30 protein-coding genes are annotated in these 26,189 nt (G+C 65.6%); 17 read left to right on the forward strand and 13 right to left on the reverse strand.

All coding sequences use genetic code 11. The features are described 5' to 3' along the window. Window positions 1-55 precede the first annotated feature (55 nt). The 4 genes from fabF to fabD all read right to left on the reverse strand — a co-directional run bounded on the left by fabF (window position 56) and on the right by fabD (window position 3,781). On the reverse strand, window positions 56-1,321 hold the full coding sequence (gene fabF / locus JQ617_RS18960) for a beta-ketoacyl-ACP synthase II (protein ID WP_212027626.1): 1,266 nt from the start codon (window positions 1,319-1,321) through the stop codon (window positions 56-58). A 108-nt stretch (window positions 1,322-1,429) separates the two neighbouring features. Next, the gene (locus JQ617_RS18965) at window positions 1,430-1,669 is read right to left on the reverse strand and encodes an acyl carrier protein (protein WP_008130699.1); all 240 of its coding nucleotides are present in this window, start codon (window positions 1,667-1,669) and stop codon (window positions 1,430-1,432) included. Window positions 1,670-1,981: 312 nt separating this feature from the next. Then, window positions 1,982-2,719: a 3-oxoacyl-[acyl-carrier-protein] reductase gene (fabG, locus tag JQ617_RS18970; RefSeq protein WP_063684083.1), complete on the reverse strand. Its 738-nt coding sequence runs from the start codon at window positions 2,717-2,719 to the stop codon at window positions 1,982-1,984. Window positions 2,720-2,821: 102 nt separating this feature from the next. After that, complete coding sequence (fabD, locus tag JQ617_RS18975) at window positions 2,822-3,781, reverse strand: ACP S-malonyltransferase (RefSeq protein ID WP_212027627.1); 960 nt, start codon at window positions 3,779-3,781, stop codon at window positions 2,822-2,824. Between the two features lie 277 nt (window positions 3,782-4,058). On the opposite strand from fabD, the gene JQ617_RS18980 reads away from it, so the two are divergent. Beyond that, entirely contained in the window at window positions 4,059-5,327 is a 1,269-nt protein-coding gene (locus JQ617_RS18980; RefSeq protein WP_212027628.1) for a GGDEF domain-containing protein, read from the forward strand. Here the strand turns inward: JQ617_RS18980 and JQ617_RS18985 are convergent. Beyond that, a complete protein-coding gene (locus JQ617_RS18985; protein ID WP_212027629.1) occupies window positions 5,324-6,349 on the reverse strand; it encodes a fatty acid desaturase family protein in 1,026 nt (341 codons plus the stop codon). The genes JQ617_RS18980 and JQ617_RS18985 overlap by 4 nt on opposite strands. Before the next feature lie 3 nt (window positions 6,350-6,352). Then, the gene (locus tag JQ617_RS18990) at window positions 6,353-7,060 is read right to left on the reverse strand and encodes a TetR/AcrR family transcriptional regulator C-terminal domain-containing protein (RefSeq protein ID WP_212027630.1); all 708 of its coding nucleotides are present in this window, start codon (window positions 7,058-7,060) and stop codon (window positions 6,353-6,355) included. Between the two features lie 340 nt (window positions 7,061-7,400). Between JQ617_RS18990 and rpsF the strand changes: the two genes are divergently transcribed. The 4 genes from rpsF to rplI all read left to right on the forward strand — a co-directional run bounded on the left by rpsF (window position 7,401) and on the right by rplI (window position 9,900). Then, window positions 7,401-7,901 (forward strand): 30S ribosomal protein S6, encoded by a 501-nt coding sequence (gene rpsF / locus JQ617_RS18995; protein WP_212027631.1) that lies wholly within the window; start codon window positions 7,401-7,403, stop codon window positions 7,899-7,901. Between the two features lie 5 nt (window positions 7,902-7,906). Further along, window positions 7,907-8,146 (forward strand): 30S ribosomal protein S18, encoded by a 240-nt coding sequence (rpsR, locus tag JQ617_RS19000; protein ID WP_007592020.1) that lies wholly within the window; start codon window positions 7,907-7,909, stop codon window positions 8,144-8,146. Between the two features lie 130 nt (window positions 8,147-8,276). Next, on the forward strand, window positions 8,277-9,254 hold the full coding sequence (locus JQ617_RS19005; protein WP_212027632.1) for a YybS family protein: 978 nt from the start codon (window positions 8,277-8,279) through the stop codon (window positions 9,252-9,254). Window positions 9,255-9,300: 46 nt separating this feature from the next. Continuing rightward, complete coding sequence (gene rplI / locus JQ617_RS19010; protein ID WP_063684095.1) at window positions 9,301-9,900, forward strand: 50S ribosomal protein L9; 600 nt, start codon at window positions 9,301-9,303, stop codon at window positions 9,898-9,900. Between the two features lie 36 nt (window positions 9,901-9,936). Here the strand turns inward: rplI and JQ617_RS19015 are convergent, their stop codons facing one another. From JQ617_RS19015 to JQ617_RS19025, 3 genes are all read right to left on the reverse strand, one after another. Then, window positions 9,937-10,404, reverse strand: a complete 468-nt coding sequence (locus JQ617_RS19015) for a PaaI family thioesterase (RefSeq protein WP_145659021.1) — start codon at window positions 10,402-10,404, stop codon at window positions 9,937-9,939. Window positions 10,405-10,415: 11 nt separating this feature from the next. After that, complete coding sequence (locus JQ617_RS19020) at window positions 10,416-11,012, reverse strand: TetR/AcrR family transcriptional regulator (protein ID WP_212027633.1); 597 nt, start codon at window positions 11,010-11,012, stop codon at window positions 10,416-10,418. Window positions 11,013-11,120: 108 nt separating this feature from the next. Continuing rightward, complete coding sequence (locus JQ617_RS19025; protein WP_212027634.1) at window positions 11,121-12,074, reverse strand: hypothetical protein; 954 nt, start codon at window positions 12,072-12,074, stop codon at window positions 11,121-11,123. A gap of 281 nt (window positions 12,075-12,355) precedes the next feature. On the opposite strand from JQ617_RS19025, the gene JQ617_RS19030 reads away from it, so the two are divergent. Continuing rightward, on the forward strand, window positions 12,356-13,606 hold the full coding sequence (locus JQ617_RS19030; RefSeq protein WP_212027635.1) for a cyclopropane fatty acid synthase: 1,251 nt from the start codon (window positions 12,356-12,358) through the stop codon (window positions 13,604-13,606). Window positions 13,607-13,609: 3 nt separating this feature from the next. On the opposite strand, the gene JQ617_RS19035 is transcribed toward JQ617_RS19030, so the two are convergent. Beyond that, the gene (locus JQ617_RS19035; protein ID WP_212027636.1) at window positions 13,610-13,816 is read right to left on the reverse strand and encodes a transcriptional regulator; all 207 of its coding nucleotides are present in this window, start codon (window positions 13,814-13,816) and stop codon (window positions 13,610-13,612) included. 547 nt (window positions 13,817-14,363) lie between these two features. On the opposite strand from JQ617_RS19035, the gene JQ617_RS19040 reads away from it, so the two are divergent. Together JQ617_RS19040 and alr are read left to right on the forward strand one after the other, a co-directional pair. Next, the gene (locus tag JQ617_RS19040) at window positions 14,364-15,875 is read left to right on the forward strand and encodes a replicative DNA helicase (protein ID WP_212027637.1); all 1,512 of its coding nucleotides are present in this window, start codon (window positions 14,364-14,366) and stop codon (window positions 15,873-15,875) included. A gap of 46 nt (window positions 15,876-15,921) precedes the next feature. After that, a complete protein-coding gene (gene alr, locus JQ617_RS19045) occupies window positions 15,922-17,199 on the forward strand; it encodes an alanine racemase (protein WP_212027890.1) in 1,278 nt (425 codons plus the stop codon). Window positions 17,200-17,367: 168 nt separating this feature from the next. Here the strand turns inward: alr and JQ617_RS19050 are convergent, their stop codons facing one another. After that, window positions 17,368-17,586 carry a cysteine rich repeat-containing protein gene (locus JQ617_RS19050; RefSeq protein ID WP_063684109.1) on the reverse strand — a complete coding sequence of 73 codons (219 nt, stop codon included), beginning with the start codon at window positions 17,584-17,586 and terminating at the stop codon, window positions 17,368-17,370. Window positions 17,587-17,627: 41 nt separating this feature from the next. Between JQ617_RS19050 and JQ617_RS19055 the strand changes: the two genes are divergently transcribed. After that, window positions 17,628-18,398 (forward strand): exodeoxyribonuclease III, encoded by a 771-nt coding sequence (locus JQ617_RS19055; protein ID WP_212027638.1) that lies wholly within the window; start codon window positions 17,628-17,630, stop codon window positions 18,396-18,398. A 100-nt stretch (window positions 18,399-18,498) separates the two neighbouring features. Here JQ617_RS19055 and JQ617_RS19060 read toward each other — a convergent pair whose 3' ends face one another. Next, window positions 18,499-19,314 (reverse strand): SGNH/GDSL hydrolase family protein, encoded by an 816-nt coding sequence (locus tag JQ617_RS19060; protein ID WP_212027639.1) that lies wholly within the window; start codon window positions 19,312-19,314, stop codon window positions 18,499-18,501. 97 nt (window positions 19,315-19,411) lie between these two features. Continuing rightward, a complete protein-coding gene (locus tag JQ617_RS19065; RefSeq protein ID WP_212027640.1) occupies window positions 19,412-19,780 on the reverse strand; it encodes a GFA family protein in 369 nt (122 codons plus the stop codon). A gap of 290 nt (window positions 19,781-20,070) precedes the next feature. On the opposite strand from JQ617_RS19065, the gene JQ617_RS19070 reads away from it, so the two are divergent. The 8 genes from JQ617_RS19070 (at window position 20,071) to JQ617_RS19105 (ending at window position 26,183) form a co-directional block, all read left to right on the forward strand. Continuing rightward, entirely contained in the window at window positions 20,071-20,811 is a 741-nt protein-coding gene (locus tag JQ617_RS19070) for a FadR/GntR family transcriptional regulator (RefSeq protein ID WP_145659005.1), read from the forward strand. Between the two features lie 54 nt (window positions 20,812-20,865). Continuing rightward, complete coding sequence (locus tag JQ617_RS19075) at window positions 20,866-21,765, forward strand: NAD(P)-dependent oxidoreductase (RefSeq protein ID WP_212027641.1); 900 nt, start codon at window positions 20,866-20,868, stop codon at window positions 21,763-21,765. A gap of 10 nt (window positions 21,766-21,775) precedes the next feature. After that, window positions 21,776-22,459: an amino acid ABC transporter permease gene (locus JQ617_RS19080; protein WP_212027642.1), complete on the forward strand. Its 684-nt coding sequence runs from the start codon at window positions 21,776-21,778 to the stop codon at window positions 22,457-22,459. Between the two features lie 7 nt (window positions 22,460-22,466). Further along, entirely contained in the window at window positions 22,467-23,135 is a 669-nt protein-coding gene (locus tag JQ617_RS19085) for an amino acid ABC transporter permease (protein ID WP_212027643.1), read from the forward strand. 1 nt (window position 23,136) lies between these two features. Beyond that, the gene (locus tag JQ617_RS19090; protein ID WP_063684124.1) at window positions 23,137-23,892 is read left to right on the forward strand and encodes an amino acid ABC transporter ATP-binding protein; all 756 of its coding nucleotides are present in this window, start codon (window positions 23,137-23,139) and stop codon (window positions 23,890-23,892) included. A 20-nt stretch (window positions 23,893-23,912) separates the two neighbouring features. Next, on the forward strand, window positions 23,913-24,707 hold the full coding sequence (locus JQ617_RS19095; RefSeq protein WP_145658997.1) for a transporter substrate-binding domain-containing protein: 795 nt from the start codon (window positions 23,913-23,915) through the stop codon (window positions 24,705-24,707). Between the two features lie 68 nt (window positions 24,708-24,775). Further along, window positions 24,776-25,222 carry a ribose 5-phosphate isomerase B gene (gene rpiB / locus JQ617_RS19100; RefSeq protein WP_212027644.1) on the forward strand — a complete coding sequence of 149 codons (447 nt, stop codon included), beginning with the start codon at window positions 24,776-24,778 and terminating at the stop codon, window positions 25,220-25,222. Window positions 25,223-25,232: 10 nt separating this feature from the next. Further along, window positions 25,233-26,183 (forward strand): ribokinase, encoded by a 951-nt coding sequence (locus JQ617_RS19105; RefSeq protein WP_212027645.1) that lies wholly within the window; start codon window positions 25,233-25,235, stop codon window positions 26,181-26,183. The last annotated feature ends 6 nt before the right edge of the window (window positions 26,184-26,189 follow it).

The raw sequence follows: 26,189 nt of genomic DNA on the forward strand, positions 1-26,189 counted from the left end.
ACTTCTATGACTATCGCCGAATACGGCAAAACGGTGGATTCGTCTCAAACGCAAACTAACTGGCCAAACGCCGGACGATCACCGACGCATTGGTGCCGCCAAAACCAAAAGAGTTCGACAGGGCGACGTTGACCTCGCGCTTCTTCGCCTTGTGCGGCACGAGATCGATCGCAGTCTCGACCGACGGGTTGTCCAGGTTGATGGTCGGCGGCACGACGTTATCGCGAATCGCGAGGACGGCGAAGATCGCCTCGATGGCGCCGGCCGCGCCGAGGAGATGGCCCGTCGACGACTTGGTCGAGGACATCGCGACCTTGGAGGCGGCGTTGCCGAGCAGGCGTTCCACGGCGCCGAGCTCGATCTCGTCGCCCAGCGGCGTCGAGGTGCCGTGCGCGTTGATGTAGTCGAGATCGGACGGCGTCAGGCCGGCGCGCTTGAGCGCGGCCGACATGCTGCGGAAACCGCCATCGCCATCGGGCGACGGCGACGTGATGTGATAGGCGTCGCCCGACAGGCCATAGCCGATCACCTCGGCATAGATCCTCGCGCCGCGGCGCTGCGCGTGCTCGAGCTCCTCGAGCACCAGGACGCCGGCGCCCTCGCCCATGACAAAACCGTCGCGGTCCTTGTCGTAGGGACGCGAGGCCTTCTCGGGCGTGTCGTTGAAGCCGGTGGAGAGCGCACGCGCGGCGTTGAAACCGGCAATGCCGATGCGGCTGATCGGCGATTCAGCACCGCCGGCGACCATGACGTCGGCATCGCCGAGCGCGATCAGGCGGGCGGCGTCGCCGACCGCATGCGCACCGGTCGAGCAGGCCGTGACGACCGAATGGTTCGGCCCCTTCAGCCCGTGCGCGATCGAGACGTAGCCGGAGGCGAGATTGATCAGGCGGCCCGGAATGAAGAACGGCGACACGCGGCGCGGTCCGCGCTCCTTGAGCAGGATCGCGGTGTCGGCGATGCCGGTGAGGCCGCCGATGCCGGACCCGATCATGGTGCCGGTCGCGCATTTGTCCTCTTCGGTCTCGGGATGCCAGTTGGCATCGTCGAGCGCCTGGCCGGCCGCGGCCATGCCGAAGATGATGAAGTCGTCGACCTTGCGCTGGTCCTTCGGCTCCATCCACTTGTCGGGATTGAACGTGTCGTTGCTGCCATCGCCGCGCACGACGGTGCAGGCGTATTTGGTCTGCAGATCGGAGACATCGAAGCTCTCGATCGGGCGCGCACCGCTCTCACCGTTGAGGATGCGCTTCCAGGTCGGCTCGACACCGCAGCCGAGTGGCGACACCATGCCGAGACCAGTGACGACGACCCGTCTCATATCCGAAAACTCCGCATCGAAAGATTCACGGCCAATAACAAGAAACCGGCTGACCGCCAGTCAGCGGCCCGTCCGGTTTCAATGTTGTCCCCGCGAAAATGAAGAGCCTTAGCTCTTCGCGTTCTTCTCGAGAAACTTCGTGGCGTCGCCGACGGTGAGAATCGTTTCCGCAGCGTCGTCCGGAATCTCGCAACCGAATTCTTCTTCGAACGCCATCACCAGCTCGACGGTGTCCAGACTGTCGGCGCCGAGGTCGTCGATGAAGCTCGCAGCGTCGACAACCTTCTCGGGCTCAACACCAAGGTGTTCGACCACGATCTTCTTAACCCGCTCGCCAATGTCACTCATTGCATAACCTCGTGTTGTTCCCTGTAGACCCGACCCCCCGGGACGATACGAGCCGTCGTGGTCGTTTAGTGCCTTCGCTTACGAACTTTGATTTGGCCCCATCCTAACCGATGCAGGGCCCGGCGAACGACGGCCAAGGCTCCGCATCGCCAATATACAGGGTTTCAAAAACCTGCAATGGCGTTCTTTGCCCATCCGTTGAAGGTCCGGTTATCACACTTCAACTGCCTTGACTACAAGCCTCATTTCGCTCCGGAAACGGCCGTTTGCCGCATCCCGCGCCGCCGCTGTGGGCAGTGCGGGACGAGGGCCTCAGATCATGGCCATGCCGCCGTTGACGTGGATCGTCTGGCCGGTGACGTAGGCTGCTTCGTTCGAGCTGAGATAAACGGCGGCCGCCGCGATGTCCTCGGGCGTCCCCAGACGGGCGGCCGGAACCTTGGTCAGAATCGTCTCGCGCTGCTTGTCGTTCAGCGCATCCGTCATCGGCGTCTTGATGAAGCCGGGCGCGATGCAGTTCGCGGTGACGCCGCGCTTGGCGTATTCGGCGCCCAGGGTCTTGATCATGCCGATCAGGCCCGCCTTCGAGGCGGTGTAATTGCCCTGGCCGGGATTGCCGGTGACGCCGACCACCGAGGTGATGGCGATGATGCGGCCGAAGCGCTTGCGCATCATCAATTTGGTCGCGGCACGCGCGAGGCGGAAGGTCGAGGTCAGATTGATGTTGATGACCTCCTCCCAGTCCTCGTCGCGGAGCTGGACGAAGAGATTGTCGCGGGTGATGCCGGCATTGGCGACGAGGATGTCGACCTGGCCCATCGCGGCTTCCGCGGCGGGCACCAGCGCCTCGACCTCGTCGGCCTTGGAGAGATTGCAGGGCAGCACGTGAGTGCGCTCGCCGAGCTTGCCGGCCAGCTCATCCAGCACTTCCTTGCGCGTTCCGGAAATCGAAACGGTGGCGCCCTGCGCATGCAGCGCCTGTGCGATCGCGCCGCCGATGCCGCCGGTCGCGCCGGTGACGAGCGCCTTTTTGCCAGTCAGATCGAACATCGAAAAACTCCTCCAAGGCACGATCCGGAAAAGTGCGCAGCGGCTTTCCGAAAGATCGTGCGTAAACTGAAAAACTCAAGCGCGATGAGGACCCATCGCGCTTCAGGCCTGCTTTGCAGCGGCCAATGCGTCCTTGGCGGCGGCGATATCGTTCGGACCGCCAACCGATACGCCGACGGCGCCGTCAGCAATGCGCTTGACGAGACCAGAGAGCACCTTGCCGGCGCCGATCTCGAAGAAGCGGGTGACACCCTGCCCGGCCATATAGGCCACCGACTCGCGCCAGCGTACGGTGCCGGTGACCTGCTCGACCAGGCGGCGGCGGATCTCGTCGGGATCGGTGATGGCGCTCGCCAGCACGTTCGACACCAGCGGCGCCGCCGGCGCCTTGATCGTCACCTTGGCCAGCGCCTCCGCCATGGCGTCAGCCGCAGGCTGCATCAGCTTGCAATGGAACGGCGCGGAGACCGGCAGCAGCATCGCGCGCTTGGCACCCTTGGTCTTGGCAATCTCCACGGCGCGATCGACCGCCGCCTTGTCGCCCGAGACCACCACCTGCCCGCCGCCATTGTCGTTGGCAGCCTGGCAGACCTGGCCCTGGGCCGCCTCGGCAGCAACCGCCATGGCGGCTTCATAATCGAGGCCGAGCAGCGCGGCCATTGCACCGGCGCCCACGGGTACGGCCTTTTGCATTGCGAGACCGCGCGTGCGAAGCAACCGCGCGGTGTCGGAGACCGTCAGGCTGCCGGCCGCTGCCAGCGCCGAATACTCACCGAGCGAATGCCCGGCGACGAAGGCGGCATCCCGCCCTACGGAAAAACCGGCTTCCGCCTCCAGCACGCGCAGGGTGGCGATGGACACCGCCATGAGCGCCGGCTGGGCGTTCTCGGTAAGCTGGAGGGTCTCTGCCGGGCCGTCCCAGATGGTGGCCGTCAGCTTCTCCCCAAGCGCGGCATCGACCTCGTCGAACACCGCCCGCGCCACCGGAAAGGCGTCCGCGAGGGCCTTGCCCATGCCGACGGCCTGGGACCCCTGCCCCGGAAATGTGAATGCTGCCGTCATCGGCGCTCCCCTGGATCGCGTGAGCCGTTGTGTCGAGAGCCGGCAGCCGACTACGTCCGGCACAAGCCTTGGTTCCCGATCAAGCTTCAAAGGGGGCCGTAGACAACGACCGGGGCCGCGCTGTCAAGCCGCGATGGGCATGTCGGGATAGGCAACCCGCTCGCTGCCCTGCAGCAATCGGGCTCATGGCGCCGCTTCGCTGCAAAGCGTTTACGCTATCGGGAACTCGGTTCCCGAACTTAAGCGGCCTTAAATGCCGCCCACCTAGGTTGCGGCCATGGCAACAATGGTCCCACAGAGATCGACGGCCTCAACGTCCGCCGGGCGCACGGGGCAACCGTGGGCTCCACTGCAGGCCTGCGTCGACTGGCTGCTCGCGGGACCACGCCCCCAGCCTGACGACATCCACAACGAATTGCTGCAACAGCGGACCAACAAGACCAGGACGCTGGTGGTGGCCGTGGCGGCCTCCCTGCTGATCGCGTCGCTGTCCGCCGCGCTCACCGGCGCGCCCTGGGCCTACGCCTGGGTGCTCGCCGAAATCGTGCTCGGAAGCACGCGCATCTGCCTGATGATGAAGGCGCTCGCGAGGGCAAAGCGGGACCGGCGGGCGCCGGTGAACGTCTCGCCGATCTGGGCAGGGCTCGCCTCGGTCGTGCTGATTTCCGCCGGCTGCTATCAATGCGTCGCCTCCGGTGTCATGCCGCTGATCCTGATGGCCGGCATTGGCCTCGCCAACCTCGTTGGCGGCATCGCCTCGCGCAATGCGGGGACGCCGCGCTACGGCATTCTCCTGATCTGCATTCTGACGCTGCCCTTTGCCGCGGCCACGATCCTGTCGCCGGTGCCCTTCCTGTTCATCATCGGCCTGCAAACCCCCGTCTACACCGTCGGAATGATCTTCCTCCTGCTGGAGAACCACAAAATCCTGCTCGATCTCCATCATTCCGAGCGCAACAACCGCCTGATGGCGCATCACGACCTGCTCACGGGCCTGCCCAACCGCGCCCTCAACCAGAAACTGTTTGCCGAGATGCTCGACGGTCCTTGGCCGGATGCGGCGTCGGCCACTTCGAAGCTCACGGTGTTCTGCGTCGATCTCGACGGCTTCAAGGGCGTCAACGACAGGTTCGGGCATGCGACGGGTGACGCCGTTCTCGTCACCGTGGCGAAGCGCCTCTGCGCAAGCGTGCGGGACGCCGATGTCGTGTGCCGCATTGGCGGCGATGAGTTCGTCATCCTGCTGCCGGACATCACCGACGGCGAGGCTGCTGCCGTGGCACGGCGCATCATCGCGCGCGTGGCGGAGCCGTTCGAATTCGAGCCGGCGGCCCGGGTCGGCGCCAGCATCGGACTTGCGTCGGCACCACGCGACGGCGTCACCGCCGACGAATTGCTGAGCGCCGCCGATCGCGCCATGTATGAAGCCAAGCGCCGCGGCAAGGGCGCTTTCGTGATCCACCGTGGCGCTGCCGACGCCGCCACGCTCGTGCCCGATGCGGCCGCCTTTCTTCCTGCGCCGCGTATGACCGCACTGGCCGGCTAGAAACCGCCCGCCTTCTGGTCCGCACCAACCTCGGCGCCGGCCCGCGCCCGACGGGCGCTGCTTGCCAACTGGCCCGGCCGGTCGTCGTGGTTCGGCTTGGCCGTGGCGAGCCGTAGCACGGCGGCATAGTTCGGCTGCACCTCCATGCGGCCGGCATGCCGGCTCTCGCTGAGCAGGCGATGCACCTTCGGCAAATTGTAGCAGGGCACGTAGAACAGCAGATGATGCTCGAGGTGATAGTTCACGTAGTACGGCGCGATGAACAGGCGCTCGACGAAATTCGCATGCGTGGTGCGGGTGTTGCGCAGCGGATCGCTGCTGTCAGGAACGACGGCATGCTCGGCGATGTTGCGGATGCGGGTGATGACCATCTGCCAGGTGAGCAGCGGCACCAGCCATAGCAGCGGATAGGCCCACCACACGCCGGCCGCCGCTAGCGCAGCGAACATCGCGGCATTGGCGAGACATTGCGGGCCGAGCTTCTCCCAGAAATGCGCGGCGCGCTGCCGCCATGGCCAGTCCTTCGGCCCGAGCGCATTGAGCAATTGCGCCTTGCGCTGCTGGTAGCCGGTCTGTCCGGTGATGTCCCGAATGAACTTGCGGCGGTAGCTCAGCCCTGTGATCGGAAACGGCGCGGACAGAACGAGATCGGGATCGTCCTCCTGCTGGGTGCGCGCATGATGCTGCAGATGATAGCGGCGATAGGCGCGCGTCTCCGCAAAAACGGGATAGGCGCAGAACCATTGGCTCAGCGTCAGATTGGTTTTCTCGTCGGCAGACAGGCAGCCATGCGCGCCGTCATGCATGAGGATCGCAAGCCCGAGCTGGCGCGAGCCGATGACGGCGACCGCAAGAATGTAGGTCAGCGGATTGGGCCACCACGCGACCAGCGCAACCGCAGCGATGATCAGCGCCCAGGCATGTGCGATCAGCGCGACGCCCTTCCAGGTCACGCGCTGGCGGACGTCGGCCAATTGATCGTCGGTCAGGAAATCACGGGCACGCATGCGAAGCGCGGTCATGGCCTAGCTCTCCTCGTCCGAAAGGGGCGATGCATTGCGGTCATCGACAAGACGAAGGCGTGCGGCCTCGCCGCCGGACTTCGCCTGCTCACCAAGCACGCGCAGCATCTCGCCGCAGAGTTCATCCGGCGAGCGGCCCATGGCGTAGCCTTCGAGGATGACGCCGATGGCGACAGCCCAGAACCGCCGCGAGCTTTCGTCGGGAGCGCGCAGGGAGCGCCAGCCGTGGCGCGAGACCTGGCTGGCATAGGCGCGTGCGCCCTCGCTGTGGAGGCGCTCGATGGTGCGCTCGACCAGCGGCGCGAGATCCTGGCGCCGCCGCGTCAGGGTCAGGGCTTCGGCGAAGAAGGCGACCGAATCGCTCGCCGTGACCGTCTCGGCCAGCGCGTGGGTGTAGTCCCCCGGCGTGCGCGCCTTCAGCGCAGCCTGTTCGGTCGTGCGCGCCAGATACAGCAGCTCACGGCAGGCGCACTCGACGAACAGCGCCTCCTTGGTGCGGAAGTAATAGGTGATCTGGCTCGGGAAGGCGTTCGCGGCGGCCGCGATGTCGGTGATCGAAGCACCCGACAGTCCCCGCTCCCGGAACAGCGGGCTTGCCGCATCCAGCAGCAGCGAGCGCATCTTGCGGCCCGCCGAGCGCGTGGCGCGCGCCCTATGCTTGGGGTCGCCGGCGCCCGGTTCCGATGCCGCATGGGCAGGCTTTTCTGCCATTGGATGCTCCCGTTGACTTATTTGTATGCTATACAAACAAATAAATCAAGCCGGTACCCCGAGACGGTCGGTCCTGGCCATGCCCCGTGGGCACCCAAGGGCCGAAAATTGGCCCCCAACCTTGCAAAGCCGGTCAAAATCCGTATAAGGCGCCCATCCGCAGACCCTGGCCGGGAGCTGAACGGACGGTCTCAGCAAATCATTCGTGATTTTGGTGTGGCAGGGCCAGTCGGCCCGTCGTCCCGTGTTTCCGCCTTCTGAGCTTAATCCCAGAGTCCTTTCCGAAGGCCTCTTAAGGGCTTGACGCCGGGCGATGCGCCAACATGAGGAAAGGACCACCATGGCTCTCTATGAGCATGTCTTTCTCGCGCGTCAGGACGCGAGCCCGCAGCAGGTCGAAGAGCTGACTGCGCAGATGACCGGTATCGTCGAGGGTCTCGGCGGCAAGGTCACCAAGACCGAGAATTGGGGCGTACGCTCCCTCACCTACCGCATGAACAAGAACCGCAAGGCGCACTTCGTGCTGCTCAACATCGACGCGCCCGCTGCGGCGATCGCCGAGATCGAGCGCCAGGAGCGCATCAGCGAAGACGTGATCCGCTATCTCAGCGTCCGCGTCGAAGAGCTCGAGGAAGGCCCGTCCGCGATGATGCGCAAGGCCGACCGTGATCGCGAGCGAGACGATCGTGGCGGCGGCTTCCGCGATCGTGAAGGCGGTGGTTTCCGTGGCGACCGTGAAGGCGGTTTCCGCGGTGGCGATCGTGACGGTGGTGGCTTCCGCGGTGATCGCGGCCCGCGCCGTCCGCGCGAAGAAGCTGAAACCACGACGGATGGGGAGTAAGATCAATGGCTGAAGCTGGTGCACGCCGTCCGTTTTTCCGTCGTCGCAAGAGCTGCCCGTTCACGGGCGCCAATGCTCCGAAGATCGACTACAAGGACTCCAAGCTGCTGATGCGTTACGTCTCCGAGCGCGGCAAGATCGTGCCGAGCCGCATCACCGCGGTGTCCGCGAAGAAGCAGCGTGAGCTCGCCCGCGCCATCAAGCGCGCGCGGTTCCTGGGCCTGCTGCCCTACGTCATTCGCTAAGACGAATTTCGACCGGCGACGGTGACGTCGCCGGTCGTAACTTTTTCGAACTCATAAGGCTTCCGGGTCGTCCGGTCGCCGATGGTTGGGGCGAGACGCCTCTAACCGCTCGAAGGGAGCGGGACAGCTGATGATGGCATTTGCACTCATAGCCTTGATCGCCGGCGCTGCGTCGGCCCTGATGTTCGCCTCGATCGTATCGGGCGCGCTGATCTCGCTCGTCCTGTTCTATCTCGCTCCGCTCCCCCTGATGGTCGCCGCGATCGGCTGGGGACCGCTCTGCGCAAGCGTCGGCGGCATCGCTGCCGCGATCGGCCTCGGGGCCCTGTTCGGCCTGCCCTACTGTATCGCCTTCGCCGTCACCGTCGCGCTGCCGGCCTGGTGGCTCGGCCATCTCGTCCTGCTCAGCCGGCCGGTATCGGCCGCCGCGCCAGCCTCCGCCACCGAGCCGCCGGTCGAGCCCGAGCTCGAATGGTATCCGGTCGGCCGCCTGCTGCTATGGATCGCCGGCTTCACCACGCTGACCACGATCGCCGCCCTGCTCACGCTCGGCACCGATGCCGAGACCATCACCGGTATGCTGAAGCGCGGCCTGATGCGCATCCTGCGCAGCACCGATCCGCAGACCTCCGGTGAAACAGGCCAGTTCGTCGACGCGCTGGTGCGCATCGCTCCGGCCGCAGCCACCATCGTCGCGATGATGACGCTGACGCTCAATCTCTGGCTCAGCGCCAAGGTGACGGCGACGTCGGGCCGGCTGCGCCGTCCCTGGCCGGATCTGATGACCGCGGAGCTGCCACCGATGACGCTGGTGGCGCTCTGTGTCGCGCTCGCCTTCTGCTTCACCGGCGGATTGCTCGCGATCGTCGCGCAGATCACCACGGCCGCGCTGATGATGGGCTACGCGCTCACCGGCTTTGCCGTGCTGCATACGCTGACGCTGGCACTGAAGAGCCGCACCTTCTGGCTCGGCTCGACCTATGCCGTCGTGGTCGTGTTCGGATGGCCCGTCATCGCGATGATCATCCTCGGCCTTGCGGACGCCGTGTTCGGCTTCCGCGAGCGCTTCCTGCGCAGCCGCCAGCCACCGCCGCTGCCAACCCCTTAAGTCCAACCCGAAACTGAAACCCAGAGCACTTCAAAGGAGAACGAATATGGAAGTCATTTTGCTGGAACGCGTCAACAAGCTCGGCCAGATGGGCGAAGTCGTGAAGGTTCGCGACGGCTATGCCCGCAATTTCCTGCTCAAGCGCGGCAAGGCGCTGCGCGCCACCGCCGACAACCGCGCCAAGTACGACGGCATGAAGGCCGATCTCGAGGCCCGCAACCTCGCCTCCAAGGCCGAGGCGTCCAAGGTCGCCGAGAAGATCGAGGGCAAGAACATCGTCGTGATCCGTCAGGCGTCGGAAGCCGGCCAGCTGTTCGGCTCGGTCAACGTGCGTGACATCGTCGTCGCGTTCGAAGCCGACGGCGTTTCGCTGGCCCGCCCGCAGATCCAGCTCGACGCGCCGATCAAGACCATCGGCAAGCACGCGATCACCGTCGCCGTTCACCCCGAGGTCGAAGTCGAGATCACCGTCACCGTCGCCCGTAGCCAGGACGAGGCCGAGCGCATCAACCGCGGCGAGGACATCTCGACCCGCAACGAGGACCGCGACGCGGCCGCCGAGGCGATCGCCGCCGCCGGCGAGTTCTTCGATCCGGAAGCCCAGCACGACGACGTCGAGCCGGCTCCGGCTGCGGAAGAGAAGTAAGCCTCGCACTCATACGCGAAGCGAAGCCCGGTCGCCTCAGGCGGCCGGGCTTTTCGTTTTGGCGCCGACGTCCTCGCTCAGCATGGCGATCGAGGCGAGCGCGGTTGCCGTATGCTTCTCGACACCGTCGCTGACGCAGAACACGTCGGCGGCGACCACCGAGACCTGGCGGCCCGGCTTGATCACACGGGCACGGCAGATCAGCTTCTCGCCGACCGCGGGCGACAACAGGTTGAGCTTGTATTCCGCCGTGAGCGCCGGCTGGCCGCGCGACGTCGCCGCCGCGATGGTCGTGGCGTTGTCGACCAGGAAGGCGGTAACGCCGCCGTGGAAGAAGCCGTGCTGCTGCAAGAGCTCCGGCCGGCGCTCCACCGCGATGGTGCAGGTGCCGCGCGTTAGCTCCGAGAGCTCGGCACCGACCAAATTCATGAAGCCCTGGCGGCCGACGTTGGCGTGAATGCGCGCAGCGATCGGCTCAAACTCGGGATCGGCTTCGGCTCGCATGAGACCTCCTCTCATTGCTGGTTGATGCGATCGGGCGGCACCAGCGCGCGAATGGCGCAGGCGATCAGCGTGGCGCTCTCGGCCCGCGGATCGGCGCGGTCGCGGCCCGACAGGAAGGCCCGGCAAAAAATCTGCGCCGGACCGATCAGCTGGCTGACGAACATCACCGGCGTCATCGCCAACAGCTCCCCGCGCGCGACCAGCGGCGCACGCCAGCCTTCGATGCCTTCGGCAAGCCGTGCATTCTGCGCGCGCTGGGCATCGCGGACATCGTCGCCCCATTCGCTGCGCGAGATCTCGAAGAGATAGCGAGCCTCGCGGCGGCTCGAGACGACCCAATCCAGATGCGCGTGGATCAGTCTTCCGATGCCCTGCTCTGCATCCGGTGCCGGATCGAGCGCGGCCAGTACGGCGGCGTGATAGTGCCTGAGCACTTCCAGGAACAGCGCGCCGGCGAGCTCCTTCTTCGAGCCGAAGGCATGAAAGAAGCTGCCATTGGACGCCCGCGCCCGGGTGCGGATCGCGGCCACTGTCGCAGCTTCGAAGCCGACGCGGTCGAACACGGCCAGACCCGCCGCCAACAGATCGTCACGCACACTCGCCGCCATCGGCACCTCCTAGAGTGTTACTCTAGAGCATCACTCTAATGGCGGTCAAGACGACGCGGAGGCCGCGATGAACGCGGCCTCCGCAGGTCGATCAGGACAATGCGGAATTTACCGAGAGATCGGCGGCGTCGGGGGGCCTGAGGATTCCGCCGGTGACGGGGCCGCAGCGGTCGCGGGCGCCGGCTCCTGCGGCTTGGCCGCCGGTTCGGAGCTTGCGGCCGGAGCAGCGGGCTTGGGCGCCGGTTCTTCCACCACCTTCGGAGCGGCCGGCTCGGCAGGCTTTGCGGCGGCCGGCGGCGGGGCCGGCGTCACCTGCGGTACCGGATCGGACCGCAGTGCCGGTGCTTCGCTGCCACGCGGCTCGACCTTGGCGCTCTCCGGCTTGGCCTCGGCGGGCCTCTCCGATGCCTTGCCGTTGTCGGGCTTGGTCTCGGGCTCGGCCTTGGCGCTGTCGGGCCGCGGCTCCGGCTTCGGCTCGGTCTTCTTGTCTTCAGTGGCCGGCGCTGCGGCATCAACCTTCGGCGCCTCTTCGGTCCCGGGCTTGGCGCGACGCTTGCCCTTGCGCCCTTCGGGGGCGGCCTGGCCCTCGGGCCTCGCGCCCTCTTCGCTCGGACGCGCCGCGCGCTTCTGGCGACCTTCAGCCGGCGGCGCTGCGCCCTCGGCCTCCGGCTTAGCCTCCTGCGCGCGCTGGCGGCGGCCCTGGTGCTCGGGGGTTTGGCCGGGCGCCGTGGCAGCTTCCTTTTCCTTGGCGCCGTCCTTCTTGCCGTCCTTGGCCTGATAGCGGGTGTCGGTGGCGCCGTTGGAGACGAGATAGGAGGCGAGGATGCCCGCCATGTCCGAGCTCGTGGTGTAGTGCTGGCGCAGGAAGCCCGGCAGCGAGCCCGGCGCCACGGACTTCAGCAATCCGCGGGGGCTCTTGTGGCAGGCATTGCAGGTCTGCGCGAAAAGCTGGGACGGGCTTTTGCCGGCTTCGAGGTTTGTCGCCTGCGCAAGAACGGTGTCGGCCGCGCCGAAGCCGATCAGAAGCAATACCGTCGCGAGGCTGAGCGCTCGGCTCGACATTCCCATCATCTCCATTGATTTTCCGCGCATGCAGCCGGCATCCGGGTGCGGCGGCGGGTCACCTTTTAGCGGATTGAGCCGCGAATGGAAGCAGGCTCCACGCGCAAGGATGTGATTAAGCGCTTTTGGAATATCCGCTTTGAACACAGCGCAATAGCGGCGTCGGAACGCCGTTCCTAGATTTAGATGCAAACGCATAGGAACCGGAGCGGGACCTGAGCGTCAGATGTGGAGGCCGGGTTAGTCGCATCTCTTCGGGTTCGCTCGAGAGGAAGGTGGCGATGGACCGATTGTTACGTCGATTTCTGTCTCACTTTGTCCGCCGCGGGTCGCTGACCGTGACCACGGCAGCTGGATCGAAGTTCACCGTCGGAGACGGCTCGGGTGAACCGGTCGCAGTCCGTTTCGTCACGGCGGACGCCGAACGAAAGATCCTCGTCAATCCCGAGCTCGGGCTTGGCGAGGCCTATATGGACGGCGAGTTCGTGGTCGAACGCGGCACCATAGCTGATGCCCTCGCGATCCTGCTCGATCAACCCGACCTATTGCCGCAGTGGGCAAAACCCTGGTGGCACCTGCGCTACCTGACGCGGCGCCTGAAGCAGTTCAACCCGCGCTCGCGTTCCCGCGCCAATGTCTCCCATCACTACGATCTCGACGCGCGGCTCTATTCGCTCTTCCTCGACGCCGACAAGCAATATAGCTGCGCCTATTTCGAGACGCCGGACACGACGCTCGATGATGCGCAGCTCGCCAAGAAGCGGCACATCGCCGCAAAGCTCCTCGTCAAGCGCGGCCAGCGCGTGCTCGACATCGGCTCGGGCTGGGGCGGGCTCGGGCTCTATCTCGCGGAGATCGCGGGCGCCGACGTCACCGGCGTCACGTTGTCGACCGAGCAATTGCAGATCGCCAATGCGCGCGCAGCCGAAAAGAGGCTGAGCCGGTCCGCCAGATTCCTGCTGCAGGACTATCGCGACATCGACGGGCCGTTCGACCGCATCGTCTCGGTCGGCATGTTCGAACATGTCGGCGCGAGGTTCTATGATGCCTACTTCCAGCGCTGCGCCGAGCTCCTGACGGATGACGGCGTCATGCTGTTGCACTCGATCGGCCGTTCGCAAGGGCCGGATTCGACCAATCCCTGGATCGCCAAATACATATTCCCGGGCGGCTACATCCCTGCACTCTCGGAGGTGCTGCCGGCGATCGAGCGTGCGGGCCTCCTGGTCTGCGACATCGAGATCCTGCGCCTGCATTACGCCGAGACGCTGAAAGCCTGGCGCGAACGCTTCATGGCCCGCCGCGAGGAGGCCGTGCAGCTCTATGACGAGCGCTTCGCGCTGATGTGGGAATTCTATCTGGCGGCCTGCGAGATGACGTTCCGCAAGCAGGCCATGATGAACTTCCAGATCCAGCTCACCAGGCGTCAGGGCGTGGTGCCGATAACCCGCGACTACATCGCGCGGAGCGAAACCCGCCTGCGGGCCATCGAAGGCGGCGCCAGGACGAGGCTGAAGCTTGCAGGTGAATAGGTTCTAGTGACGCAGCGTCGAGATCGGGGACGTGCGGCAAGAGGCCGTTAACGCCAATTGCGCCCGCAGTTCGACCAGAACCTCGGGGTCGACCGGCTGGCGGCGTATTTCGGGGCGCTCGGCGTGCTGCATGGCCGCGATCAGGCCGGACAGCCAAAGCCGGCTGCCCGCCTCGCTCCGCCAAATCTGCTGCTGCCGTTCTGGCCGCATCGCCTGCCTCGTCTTCCCGTTGCGGGTTGGGACAATCCCCTGCCCGCCTGCCTGTTCCCGCCCTACCCCGAAAGAATCCGGGGAGATGTGATCTGCTTCACATAAGTCTGGTCGGGCCTGGCTTAGACCGTCGCCATGAGCAAAGAGACCCGAACCTCATTCGACGTGCAGGACGACCTCCGCACCGATTACGCCCTGATCGTCACGGGCGTTGGGGCGGCGCTGGCTGCGCTGGTCTACCTCCTGCTGGTCTGAAACCGAGCCGAAAGCGGCCGGCGTGCGTCATTTCGCGCGCCTCCAGATGGGTCTGCGCGCCAATCCATTAGGTTCACGGTTTCCGGATTTTTCCGCGGCGCGGCCGAAGCCAAAGTTGGCGCGGACGAGTTCCGCGAAAATCCGTCAAGCGCGGCGCATGCTGCGGCTGCTAATCATCCACCATTTTAACTGAGCGGTTGATAGCGGTCAGCTTTTGCTTCCGCTTTGGAGCGAGGCGGCGCTTTATCCCGGCCCCGCATCTGCCAAAGAAAATTGCTAAGCACGTCCGACCATGGCCCTGACTGATTCGAACGTCCTCAAACTCGCGCCCGAGCCCGGAACTCCTGCCTACCGGAGTGCGCCGCATAATATCGAGGCGGAACAGAGCCTTCTGGGCGCGATCCTGGTCAACAACGATGCCTTCTACCGCGTCTCCGACTTCCTGGAGCCGAAGCATTATTTCGAGCCGCTGCACCAGACCATCTACGAGACCGCCGGCAGCCTGATCCGCATGGGCAAGATCGCGACGCCCGTCACGCTGAAGACCTTCCTGCCCGCCGATACCGACGTCGGCGGCATGACCATCGGGCAATATCTTGCGCGGCTCGCGGCCGAAGCGACCACCATCATCAACGCCCAGGACTACGGCCGCACGATCTATGACCTCGCGCTGCGCCGCGATCTGATCGGCATCGGCGAGGACATGGTCAATGTCGCCTATGACGCGCCGGTCGACTTCGCCCCGCGCGCGCAGATCGAGGATGCCGAGCGCCGCCTCTACGAGCTCGCCGAATCCGGCCGCTATGACGGCGGCTTCCAGAAATTCTCGCAGGCATTGGCGGTCGCGGTCGATCTCGCGGCCAAGGCGTTCCAGCGCGACGGAAAGCTGTCGGGCATCTCGACCGGCATGCGCGACCTCGACACCAAGATGGGCGGCCTGCAGCACTCCGACCTCATCATCGTCGCGGGACGTCCCGGCATGGGCAAGACGTCGCTGGCGACCAACATCGCCTACAACGTCGCCAAGGCCTATATTCCCGAGGTCCAGGCCGACGGCACCACAAAGGCCGCCAATGGTGGCGTGATCGGCTTCTTCTCCTGCGAAATGTCGGCCGACCAGCTCGCCACGCGTATCGTGGCCGAGCGCACCGGCGTTCCCTCCTCCCACATCCGCCGCGGCGGCATCTCGGAGGCCGATTTCGACAAGATCCGGGAAGTCTCGATCGAGCTGCAATCGCTGCCGTTCTATGTCGACGCGACCGGCGGCCTGTCGATCGCGCAGCTGATGGCGCGCGCGCGCCGGCTCAAGCGCCAGAAGGGTCTCGACCTGCTCGTGATCGACTACATCCAGCTGCTGTCAGGCTCGGGCAAGCGCGCCAGCGACAGCCGCGTGCAGGAAATCACGGAGATCACGACCAGCCTCAAGGCACTCGCCAAGGAACTCAACGTTCCCGTGATCGCGCTGTCCCAGCTCTCACGCCAAGTTGAGTCCCGCGACGACAAGCGGCCGCAGCTCTCCGACCTGCGTGAATCCGGATCGATCGAGCAGGACGCCGACGTCGTGCTGTTCGTGTACCGCGAGGAATATTACCTCGCGATGAAGGAGCCCCGACCGGGCACGCCTGAACACGAGAAGTGGCAGCTCGACATGAGCCTTGCGCACGGCAAGGCCGAAGTCATCATCGGCAAGCAGCGCCACGGCCCGACCGGCACCGTGGACCTCGCCTTCGAAGCCTCGGTCACGCGGTTCGGCGATCTCGCGCCTGACAGTCAGATGCCGGCGCGCAGCAGCAACGATTACTGACTTCCTTGAACCAAGGCTGCCTCTTGCGTAAAACGGCGCCATGACAATGGCGTCCGACCCGAAAATGACCCCGCAATCAGGCCTTCTCTCCGCGGAGGCCAATCAGGCTGCCGCGCTCGCTGCCTTCGGCGGCGTGCTCACCGTCGATCTCGACGCGATCATCGCCAATTGGCGCAAGCTCGAGAAGACGGCGGTGCCGGCCGAATGCTCGGCGGTGATCAAGGCCGACGCCTATGGCTGCGGCGCCGAGCAGGTCGCGCGCGCCCTGAGCAAGGCCGGCTGCAAGACCTTCTTCGTCGCCACCATCGAGGAAGCACGCAAGGTGCGCGCGGCCGTGCCGGAGCCCACGATCTACGTGCTCGGCGGCTATTTCCAGAACACCGGCGAGCACTACGCCCAGATCAACTGCCGGCCCGTGATCGGCGATCTCAACGAGCTCGCCGAATGGGACGTGTTCTGCCGCCGGACGGGGTGGAACGGCGGCGCCGCCATCCACATCGATACCGGCATGAACCGGCTCGGCCTGACGCTCCAGGAGGCGCAGGCGATCATCCCCCGCATCAATGCAGGCGATCACGGCATCACGCTGGTGATGAGCCATCTGGTCTCGGCCGAGCAGCTCAACAGCCCGGTCAATGCCAAGCAGCTCGCAGCCTTCCGCGGCATCGCCAGCGAATTCTCCGGCGTGCCGGCCGCGCTCGCCAATTCGTCCGGCATCTTCCTCGGCGCGCCGTTCCAGTTCGACCTGGTGCGGCCGGGCGCTGCGCTCTACGGCGTCAACCCGACGCCGGAGGCCGACAATCCGATGCAGCCGGTGGTCGATCTCAAGGCGCGCATCGTGCAGATCCGCAATGTCGAGCGCGGCGAGAGCGTCGGCTATGGCGGCACCTGGACCGCGCGGCGGCCGACCAAGCTCGCGCTCATCGCGGTCGGTTATGCCGACGGCTATTTCCGCGCCGCCAGCTCGAACGACGGCACGCGCGGCGCCGAAGTGATCGTCGCCGGCAAGCGCTGCCCGGTCGCCGGCCGCGTCTCCATGGATCTGATCGCGATCGACATCACCGATCTGCCGCCGAACGCCGTGCGGCGCGGTCACATGGTGACGCTGCTCGGCGAAGGCATCACCGTCGACGAGCTCGCGCATCATTTCGGCACCATCGGCTATGAGGTGCTGACCAGCCTCGGCCACCGCTACGCCCGCGTCTACAAGGGCGGCAATGTGGTCGAGCCGCTGACGAAGCCGGAGCCGGCATCGAGCGCCGCCCAGCCGCCCTCGCCGCCGCCGGCCGAGGAGCCCGCGGCCCCGCCGCCGCTGCCGGGCTAAGAGACCACCCTCGTGCCCCGGACGCCGCGCAACGCGCCGCGCTTCGCGGCGTAATGCGCTGCAGAGCCGGGGCCCATTTCTCTGCAATAGATCGTATCGCCTTCTGGGTCCCGGCCCTGCGCCGCACCGCTTACGCGCTGCGCCGCGTCCGGGACACGAGAGCGGCGCCTACTTCTTCTTCCTGCTGTCCAGCGCTGCCTTGCAGGTGGTGCTGAGCTGGTCGCGCTTGGCGTTGAGGCAGGCGACGATGCCGCCGCCCGGCGCGATGCCGGCGCAGAATTTGTCGTAATCCGCCTTGCATGCGCCGCGCGTATCGGCTGACTGTGCCGAAGTGGCCCCGGAGAACGCGACGACGAACGCAATAGCGGCAAAGCTCAATCTGGACATTGTATCTCCGGAAGACGAAAGGCGAGAGCCGGTAGCTCTACATGAAGATCGCGACATTCAACATCAACAACGTCAACCGCCGCCTGCCCAATCTGTTGGCATGGCTGCGCGCCGCAAAGCCCGATGTGGTCGCGCTTCAGGAGTTGAAGGCAAGTGATGGCGAATTTCCGGCGGCGGCGATCGAAAAGGCCGGCTACGGCGCGGTGTGGTGTGGACAGAAGACGTGGAACGGCGTCGCCCTCCTCGCGCGCAACGCCGAGCCGGTGCTGACCCGCGATCGTCTGCCGGGAAAGCCTGATGATCACGAAGCCCGCTATATCGAGGCCGCCGTGCGCGGCATCATCGTCACCAGCATCTACCTGCCGAACGGCAATCCGCAGCCGGGGCCGAAATTCGACTACAAGCTCGACTGGTTCGCGCGCCTCAGGCGCCACGCGAAGACCTTCATCAAGCAGGACCTGCCCGTAGTGCTCGCCGGCGATTACAACGTCGCGCCGACCGGGATCGACATCTATCCGACGCGCTCATGGGACAAGGATGCGCTGATCCAGCCGAAGAGCCGCGCGGCCTTTGCTTCCCTGGTCGAACAGGGCTGGTGCGATGCGATCCGCGAGCTGCATCCGGAGAAACGCATCTACACGTTCTGGGACTACAAGCGAAACCGCTGGCCGCGCGACGCGGGGCTGCGGCTCGACCATCTCCTGCTCAGCCCTGCCCTCGTCTCGCGGCTGGCAAAGGCCGGGGTAGACAAGAAGGTCCGCGGCGAGGAAGGCGCGAGTGATCACGCGCCGGCGTGGGTGGTGCTGAAGTAGCCTCAATAATGGTGCCGTAGGATGGGTAGAGCGTAGCGAAACCCATCGCTGTTCGCGCCTGTGATGATGGGTTTCGCTACGCTCTACCCATCCTACAAGATCAGCGCCCGTAATATTCCTGCGCGGTGTCCCATGCTGCCTTTTGCAGCAGCTGTGTCGTCTCCGCATCGAGTCCCATGTTGTAGGAATTGCCGACCGGCGAGCGTCCCGTCAGCGCGGCGAATGTCACGCAGGCGGCGAGATAGGTGCCGGCAGGACTCGGGTGCCGCTTGTCCGGCGCGTAGAGATTGAGCTCGGGCTGGATCTTGCGCACGCGCGCAAAGGCGAGACCGGCGGGAATGACGAGCGCGTCGTTGGCGTTGCCGGCGACCGTATAGGCCTCGGCCAGTTGCTCGGTCATTTCCGGCTTGTCGGCATAGGCCCAGGACATGAAAAACACCGGCCGCATGCCGTGGGCGCGGACGATGTCGCTGTCCTTCTTGGCGAAGGTCGTGAACGCGTCCTTCAATTGCGGATGGATCGGGCACTGGCTGCAATCCATCATCACGACGGCGTCGTACTGCCTGCCGGGCTTGTTGAAGATCACGACGTTCTGCTCGTCGAACGAATAGGCGCCCAGGCCGCCCGGACGCAGCAGGTTCTCCATGTCGTGCCAGTCGAGGCCGGAGCCGCCAATGGTCGCCATGGTGTTGCGATAGGCCGCCTTGTTCTCGGCATCGGCCGCCCGCTCCATGAAGGTGAGATGCCCGGGCATGCCGTTGTTGAAGTAGAAGAAGCTGTTGCCGACGAACAGCGAGGCCTTGGGGAAGTCCGGTCCCAGCGAGGTGACCTTCGGCCTGGTCTGCGCCTGTGCATTGAAGCCGATTGCAACGGCCAGACACATTGCGAGAATCACTCGCGCAAAAAGACGCATCATGGGTTTCCTCCCCTTTTTCTAGGCCGGAAACAAATCAGCTTTTCAAAATTGCCTCAAGAGGACGGGCGTGCCGCTGCGAAGAGCGCGCCCTCATCGCTCACCACAAATTCCTGCCGTCGATCATGTTCACCGGCACCGCCTCGAGATCGAAGTCGTCGAACAGGCGCGCGTTGACCGCGACCTTGGGATTGTCGAAGTCCGGCTTGCCGCTCGACCAGTCCGGCGATTCCGAATAGGTGCCGCAGCCGCAGCTGGCGCAGAAATGATGTTTGACCGTGCGACTGCCCCAGAGATAGGTCGCCACGTTGTCCGGCGGTGACAGCAGGCGAAACTGCGCCGGCGTGTAATAGGCCCACAGCGCGCCGCGCTTGGAGCAGAGCGTGCAGGTACAGCGTGTCACGCTGGCGGGCGCCTCCGTCACCTCGAACACCGTCTCACCGCAATGACAACTCGCCTCGATCCGCATGTCCCGTTCTCCCCTTTTGTCAGGAGATGGTCGTAGCCAGCCCCTGCTGCCAACATGCTGTCAGCAGCAGGTTCGTCCGCAACGTCGGAGGACGACGTTCCGGGGTCGCCCAAACAAGAACACCAAAAACAACCCCATGCACAGTAGCCGGACCTAATCGATTCAAGACCTTAGCGGACACCCCGCCGCAGAACCCTTAGCCCTCCCCAGTCTGCCCCATCTGAGCCCCTTGACCTCCGCGTCCTGGTTAGCATACTGGTCTGACCAAGATCAGACCAAGCGGGACAGGGATGGAGCTCAAGCGGACAGCCGACGGCGAAAAAGGCTTCGAGAAGGTGTTCGCCTTCCTGCGCGAGCGCCTGCTCGCGGGCTCGCTGAAGCCGGGCGACCGCCTGATCTCCGAGCGCGAGCTTGCCACCCTCCTCGGCGTCAGCCGGCCGATCGTCCGCGAGGCGCTGCGTGCCCTCACCGTGCTCGGCATCGTCGAGATCCGCGACCGCATCGGCACCGTGGTGACGCGGCCCGACGTCTCGGTGCTGAACGACTTCTTCACCTTCGCGCTGGCCCAGCAGGCCGACATGCTCGACGACGTCATGCAGGCGCGCGTCGCGATCGAATGCCAGGCGATCCGCCTCGCCTGCGAGCGCGCCAACATCACCGATTTCGAGCGCCTGCAGCGGGCGCTGGCCAGGATCGGCGAGACCATCGACGAGGCCGACGCCGGCGGCATGGCCGATTTCGACTTCCACCGCGCCATCGTCGTGGCCTCGCATTCGGAGACGCTGACGGTGCTGCACTCTTCGATGGCGGGCCTGCTGACGCATTCGCATCGCAGCCGCCGCGAGCTGGTGCAGGCCTTCCCCTCGATGAAGACCTATCTGATCGACGACCACCGCCGCATCTTCGAAGCCGTCATCGCGCGCGATCCGGAGCGCGCGGACGCGACGCTGCGCAAGCATTTCGCCATCGGCGACGAATATCGCAGGCGCGCCATCGTCGGCGATATCGACAGGACCAGCGCCTCGGGCTGATCGCGGCACGTAAGACAACCAAGACAGCAATCAATCAAGAAACGGACTGATCGCATGGGACGGAATGACAAGGGCAGCGTCGGCTTCATCGGCATCGGCACGATGGGCCGCGAGATGGTGCGCAACCTGCTGAAGGCCGGCCACGCGGTTCGCGTGTTCGATCTCGACGAGGCGGCACTGAGCGCCAGCGTCAACGAAGGTGCGGTTCGCGCCAAGAGCCCCGCCGATGCGGCGCAGGGCGCCGACATCGTCATCACGATGCTGCCCGACACGCCCCACGTTGAAGCGACCATCTACGGCGAGCAGGGCCTGCTGAAGTCTCCCCCATCAGGCAAGCTCATCGTCGACATGAGCACGATCTCGCCAGTTGCGGTCCGCCGCATCCATGCCGACCTGCAAAAGATCGGCGTCGGCTTCATCGACGCGCCGGTTTCGGGCGGGCCCGTCGGCGCCAAGAACGCCGCGCTCTCGATCATGGCCGGCGGCGATGCCGAGGCCTTCGCGCGGGCCGAACCTTTCTTTCGCGCCATGGGCACGACCATCACCCATGTCGGCGCGTCCGGCGCCGGTCAGACCGTCAAGCTCTGCAACCAGCTGATCTGCGGCATCAACATCCAGGCGATCTGCGAGGCTCTCGCACTCGGGCGCGCCTCGGGCATCGATCTCAATCTGCTGCGTCGCGTCCTGCTCGGCGGCTCCGCCGCCTCCTGGATGCTCGATAAGCTCGGCCCCGCGATGATCGCGGGCGATGCCTCCGCCGGCTTCCGCATCGATCTCCAGCTCAAGGACCTTCGCCTCGTGCAAGAGCACGCGCAGGCGCTGAGCGTGCCCTTGCCCGGCACCGCGCTTGTCACCAGCCAGTATGTCGATGCGCGCGCCCACGGCGAAGGCAGCAACGGCAACCAGGCGCTGTTCCGCGTCTATGACCGCATGACCAATCAGACCACCGGCTGAAGAAGCGGCGATGAGCCTCCAACTCGACTTTCCCGCAGTGCTGGAGCGTTGGCCGAGTTTTCTCGCCGGCGCCGTCCTCACGCTGGAGCTTGCCGCCTTCGCGACGGTGCTGGGCGCCCTGCTCGGCACGCTCGCGGCGGTGGGGCGCGGCACGCACAATTCGCTGATCGCGGGCGCCTGCAAGATCTATGTCGAGACCATCCGCAACACGCCCCTCCTGGTGCAGATCTTCCTGGTCTATTTCGGCCTCGCCAGCCTCGGGCTGAAATTCTCCGCCTTCGCGGTGGCAGTGACCGCGCTGACCATCAATGTCGGCGCCTACACGGCCGAGATCATGCGCGCCGGTTTCGAGGCGATCCCGCGCGGACAGATCGAGGCGGCCGAAGGGCTGGCGCTGTCGCGGCTCCAGATCTACTGGCACATCATCCTGCTGCCGGCGGTCGAGAAGGTCTATCCGGCGCTGACCAGCCAGTTCGTGCTCCTGATGCTGGCCTCCTCGGTCTGCTCGCAGATCTCGGCCGAGGAGCTCACCGCGGTCGCCAACTACATCCAGTCGGACACCTATCGCGCGTTCGAGACCTATATCATCGTCGCCGTGCTCTACGTCATCCTCTCGCTGGTGATGCGCGCCGGCTTCTGGGGCCTCGGCCTCGTGCTGTTTCCGCGCCGGCGCCGGCTCGGCACACCGCTGTGAGATGAGCATGGGCGGACATCTCAACATCAACCATCTCATGTTCCTCGGCCAAGGCGCGCTCTGGACCATCGGCCTGTCGGTGATCGCGCTGATCGGCGGCGGCATCGTCGGCTTTGTGATCGCGCTCGCGCGGATCTCGCCGCTCAAATCCGTGCGGCTCGCCAGCGCGGTCTATGTCCAGCTCATCCAGGGCACGCCGCTGCTGGTGATCCTGTTCCTCGGCTATTTCGGCCTTGCCGCCATCGGCCTCAAGGTCTCGCCGCTCACGGCCGCGAGCGCCTCGCTGACGCTCTACGTCGCCGCCTATCTCGGCGAGATCTGGCGCGGCTGCATCCAGTCCGTGCCGAAGCCGCAATGGGAGGCCGCCGAAGGCCTCGCGCTGACCCGGACCCAGCGCATGGTCAAGGTGATCCTGCCGCAGGCGATCCGCATCGCGACGCCGCCGACGGTCGGCTTCATGGTGCAGATCATCAAGAACACCTCGCTCGCCTCGGTGGTTGGCTTCGTCGAGCTGATGCGTTCGGGCCAGATCGTCAACAACTCGCTGTTCGAGCCGTTCGCCATCTACGCCATCATCGCCGTCACCTATTTCGCCATGTGCTATCCGCTGTCGCTGTTCAGCCAGCGGCTGGAGCGGCGGATGGGGCGCGGCAGGTCCAACCTCGCACCGGCCTGACATGCAGCAGAACTCCTCCTCCGAACCGATCGTGTCGCTCCGCAACGTGCGGAAGAGCTTCGGCCCGCTCGTCGTGCTCGACGGCGTCTCCTTTGCGGTCGAGCGCGGTGAAGTGTTGGCGCTGATCGGCCGTTCCGGCTCCGGCAAGAGCACGGCGCTGCGCTGCATCGACCGCTTCGAGAAGGTCGACGACGGCGAGATCGTCGTCTGCGGTCACCGCGTCGACCGCCCCGACGTCGATCTGCGCGCGCTGCGCCAGGACGTCGGCATCGTGTTCCAGAGCTACAATCTGTTTCCGCATCTCACGATCGAGCAGAACATCACCCTCGCCCCTTGCGCGGTGAAGGGCATGGCGACAGCCGAAGCGAAGGACCTCGCACGAAAAGTGCTGGTGCAGGTCGGGCTCGAGGAGAAGCTGCACGCCTATCCCGAGCAGCTCTCGGGCGGCCAGCAGCAGCGCGCCGCCATCGCGCGCTCGCTGGCGATGCAGCCGAAGGTCATGCTGTTCGACGAGGTCACCTCCGCGCTCGATCCCGAGCTCACCGCGGAGGTGCTGAAGGTGATCGAGCAATTGGCGGCGGACGGCATGACCATGGTGATGGTCACGCACGAGATGGGCTTCGCCAAAGGCATCGCCGACCGGATCGTGTTCATGCATCGCGGCAAGGTCCACGAGACCGGACCCGCCTCGATCCTGACGTCGCCGACCACACCCGAGCTCACCCAATTCGTGGGAACGGGAAACTTAAAATCATAACAGGGAGAGGAGAACCAAGAATGACCAACAAGACATTGCTGGGCACCGCCGCCGCGCTTTGCGGCCTGATGATGATGGCAATCACGCCGGCATCGGCCGATCTGCTCGACGACATCACGCAGGCCAAGAAGATCCGCATCTCGACCGACCTCGCCATCCCGCCCTCGGGCATGATGGATTCGAGCATGAAGCCGACCGGCTCCGACGTCGAGGTCGCGCAGCTGCTCGCCAAGGATTGGGGGCTCGAGCTCGAGTTCATCCAGACCACCGGCGCGACCCGCATCCCCAACGTCCTCACCGGCAAGGCCGACATCATCATCTCGACCCTGTCGGTGACGCCCGAGCGCGCCAAGGTGATCGACTTCACCAAGCGCTACGCGACGCTGCAATCCGACATCGGCTGTCTGAAGTCGCTCAACGTCAAGGACTGGCCCGACCTCAAGGACAAGGCGATCGGCGTCTCACGCGGCACCACGCAAGACACCACCCTGTCCAACATGAAGGACAAGGAGCTGAAGATCTCCCGCTATGACGACGACGCCACGGAAGTGACGGCGGCCGTGTCCGGCCAGGTCGATTGTGTCGGCACCTCGGCGACGATCATCAACCAGATCGGCGTCAAGAATCCGGCCCGCATCTTCGAGTCCAAAATTCCGCTGGCGACCTTCGACCTCGCCATCGGCCTGAAGAAGGGCGAGCAGCGGTTGATGGACAAGCTCAACGCCTGGATCGCCGAGAACGTCAAGAACGGCAAGCTCAACGCCATCTACAAGAAATTCCACGGCGTCGATCTGCCCGCGGACATGCGTAGCTGAAACCAGAGAGACCCGTGACAGCCGTTCTGCGGCTGTCACGGCCAATGCAAAATCAAGAAGGACATCACATGCGTCTCGTCATCGGATCCGACCACGCCGGCTGGCCGCTCAAGCAGACCGTCATCGACCACATCCGCAAGCTCGGCCACGACATCATCGACGTCGGCTCCCATGACGACAAGCCGGTGGACTTCCCCGACATCGCGCGCGCGGTGGCACAGAAGGTGACCTCGGGCGAAGCGGCGCGCGGCATCATGGTCTGCGGCACCGGCGTCGGCGCCTCGATCGCCGCCAACAAGATGAAGGGCATCCGCGCCGCGGTCTGCCACGACGTGCATTCGGCGCATCAGAGCGTCGAGCATGACGACGTCAACGTCATGTGCATCGGCGCGCAGATCGTCGGCGCCTGGCTCGCCGTGGACCTCGTCTCGTCCTACCTCTCCGCAGAATTCTCCACCGACGAGGATTTCCGCCGCCGCGTCGAGAAGCTGCGCGTCATGGACGAGCAAGGCTGACGTCCCGCCCATGATCCTGGTGTTCGGGTCGCTCAACATCGATCTGGTCGCACAGGTCCCGGTCATTCCGGGGCCCGGCCGGACCGTGCTCGCCCCGTCCTACCAGACGCATTTCGGCGGCAAGGGCGCCAACCAGGCCGTCGCCGCCGCACGCATCGCCGGCCCCGGCCGGGTCCACATGGCCGGCCGCGTCGGCCGGGATGGATTTGGCGACAGCGCGATCGAGAACCTGCGCACCAACGGCGTGGACGTGGGCCTGGTGGTCAGGGCCGACGAGCCGACCGGCTGCGCTTTCATCACGGTCGATCAGGCCGGCGAGAATGCGATCACCGTGGCCAGCGGCGCCAATCTGGCGGCGAGCGCCGGTGACCTGCCTGCTTCGCTGTTCGGCGCCGACACGGTGCTGGTGCTGCAGATGGAAGTGCCCTTTGCGCAGGCGCTGGACGCGGCGCGCCGAACGACCGCGGCCTCCGGCACCGTCATCTGGAATCTCGCACCGGTGCCGGCGAGGATGAACAGCGAGATGGTGACCGAGCTTCTCGCCGCCACCAGCTATCTTCTCGTCAACGAGCATGAGGCGCTGGACGCCGCCGCCGCCATCGGCCTCGCCGCGTCGGACCATGAAGCAGCGGCTGCGGCACTCGCGAAGGCCGGCAATCTCGTCTGCATCGTCACCGCCGGCGCGCAGGGCGCACTGGCCGTCGCGGCGGACGGAACCCGTTTGCGCGCGCCCGCGCCTGATATCACGCCGGTGGACACGACCGGGGCCGGCGACACCTTTGCCGGTGCGCTTGCGGCGATGATCCACGAGAAGGTTCCGCTGCAAACCGCCCTCGAGGTCGGATGCGAGGCCGCGGCGCAAAAGTGCCTCAAGCCGGGTGCGCAAGCCGGCATGCCGCTGCGCGGCGCGATCGCTGCGCTCGCCTGCGGCCGTCCCGCCCCTTCGCCTGGGCGGCACTGACCTGCC

This window comes from Bradyrhizobium sp. KB893862 SZCCT0404 (assembly GCF_018130885.1).
Lineage (GTDB): Bacteria > Pseudomonadota > Alphaproteobacteria > Rhizobiales > Xanthobacteraceae > Bradyrhizobium > Bradyrhizobium stylosanthis.

Coding starts and splice junctions, on each gene's coding strand:
- fabF (WP_212027626.1), bottom strand. CDS start 1,321: ATGAGACGGGTCGTCGTCACTGGTCTCGGCATGGTGTCGCCACTCGGC.
- JQ617_RS18965 (WP_008130699.1), bottom strand. CDS start 1,669: ATGAGTGACATTGGCGAGCGGGTTAAGAAGATCGTGGTCGAACACCTT.
- fabG (WP_063684083.1), bottom strand. CDS start 2,719: ATGTTCGATCTGACTGGCAAAAAGGCGCTCGTCACCGGCGCGACCGGC.
- fabD (WP_212027627.1), bottom strand. CDS start 3,781: ATGACGGCAGCATTCACATTTCCGGGGCAGGGGTCCCAGGCCGTCGGC.
- JQ617_RS18980 (WP_212027628.1), top strand. CDS start 4,059: ATGGCAACAATGGTCCCACAGAGATCGACGGCCTCAACGTCCGCCGGG.
- JQ617_RS18985 (WP_212027629.1), bottom strand. CDS start 6,349: ATGACCGCGCTTCGCATGCGTGCCCGTGATTTCCTGACCGACGATCAA.
- JQ617_RS18990 (WP_212027630.1), bottom strand. CDS start 7,060: ATGGCAGAAAAGCCTGCCCATGCGGCATCGGAACCGGGCGCCGGCGAC.
- rpsF (WP_212027631.1), top strand. CDS start 7,401: ATGGCTCTCTATGAGCATGTCTTTCTCGCGCGTCAGGACGCGAGCCCG.
- rpsR (WP_007592020.1), top strand. CDS start 7,907: ATGGCTGAAGCTGGTGCACGCCGTCCGTTTTTCCGTCGTCGCAAGAGC.
- JQ617_RS19005 (WP_212027632.1), top strand. CDS start 8,277: ATGATGGCATTTGCACTCATAGCCTTGATCGCCGGCGCTGCGTCGGCC.
- rplI (WP_063684095.1), top strand. CDS start 9,301: ATGGAAGTCATTTTGCTGGAACGCGTCAACAAGCTCGGCCAGATGGGC.
- JQ617_RS19015 (WP_145659021.1), bottom strand. CDS start 10,404: ATGCGAGCCGAAGCCGATCCCGAGTTTGAGCCGATCGCTGCGCGCATT.
- JQ617_RS19020 (WP_212027633.1), bottom strand. CDS start 11,012: ATGGCGGCGAGTGTGCGTGACGATCTGTTGGCGGCGGGTCTGGCCGTG.
- JQ617_RS19025 (WP_212027634.1), bottom strand. CDS start 12,074: ATGTCGAGCCGAGCGCTCAGCCTCGCGACGGTATTGCTTCTGATCGGC.
- JQ617_RS19030 (WP_212027635.1), top strand. CDS start 12,356: ATGGACCGATTGTTACGTCGATTTCTGTCTCACTTTGTCCGCCGCGGG.
- JQ617_RS19035 (WP_212027636.1), bottom strand. CDS start 13,816: ATGCGGCCAGAACGGCAGCAGCAGATTTGGCGGAGCGAGGCGGGCAGC.
- JQ617_RS19040 (WP_212027637.1), top strand. CDS start 14,364: ATGGCCCTGACTGATTCGAACGTCCTCAAACTCGCGCCCGAGCCCGGA.
- alr (WP_212027890.1), top strand. CDS start 15,922: ATGGCGTCCGACCCGAAAATGACCCCGCAATCAGGCCTTCTCTCCGCG.
- JQ617_RS19050 (WP_063684109.1), bottom strand. CDS start 17,586: ATGTCCAGATTGAGCTTTGCCGCTATTGCGTTCGTCGTCGCGTTCTCC.
- JQ617_RS19055 (WP_212027638.1), top strand. CDS start 17,628: ATGAAGATCGCGACATTCAACATCAACAACGTCAACCGCCGCCTGCCC.
- JQ617_RS19060 (WP_212027639.1), bottom strand. CDS start 19,314: ATGATGCGTCTTTTTGCGCGAGTGATTCTCGCAATGTGTCTGGCCGTT.
- JQ617_RS19065 (WP_212027640.1), bottom strand. CDS start 19,780: ATGCGGATCGAGGCGAGTTGTCATTGCGGTGAGACGGTGTTCGAGGTG.
- JQ617_RS19070 (WP_145659005.1), top strand. CDS start 20,071: ATGGAGCTCAAGCGGACAGCCGACGGCGAAAAAGGCTTCGAGAAGGTG.
- JQ617_RS19075 (WP_212027641.1), top strand. CDS start 20,866: ATGGGACGGAATGACAAGGGCAGCGTCGGCTTCATCGGCATCGGCACG.
- JQ617_RS19080 (WP_212027642.1), top strand. CDS start 21,776: ATGAGCCTCCAACTCGACTTTCCCGCAGTGCTGGAGCGTTGGCCGAGT.
- JQ617_RS19085 (WP_212027643.1), top strand. CDS start 22,467: ATGGGCGGACATCTCAACATCAACCATCTCATGTTCCTCGGCCAAGGC.
- JQ617_RS19090 (WP_063684124.1), top strand. CDS start 23,137: ATGCAGCAGAACTCCTCCTCCGAACCGATCGTGTCGCTCCGCAACGTG.
- JQ617_RS19095 (WP_145658997.1), top strand. CDS start 23,913: ATGACCAACAAGACATTGCTGGGCACCGCCGCCGCGCTTTGCGGCCTG.
- rpiB (WP_212027644.1), top strand. CDS start 24,776: ATGCGTCTCGTCATCGGATCCGACCACGCCGGCTGGCCGCTCAAGCAG.
- JQ617_RS19105 (WP_212027645.1), top strand. CDS start 25,233: ATGATCCTGGTGTTCGGGTCGCTCAACATCGATCTGGTCGCACAGGTC.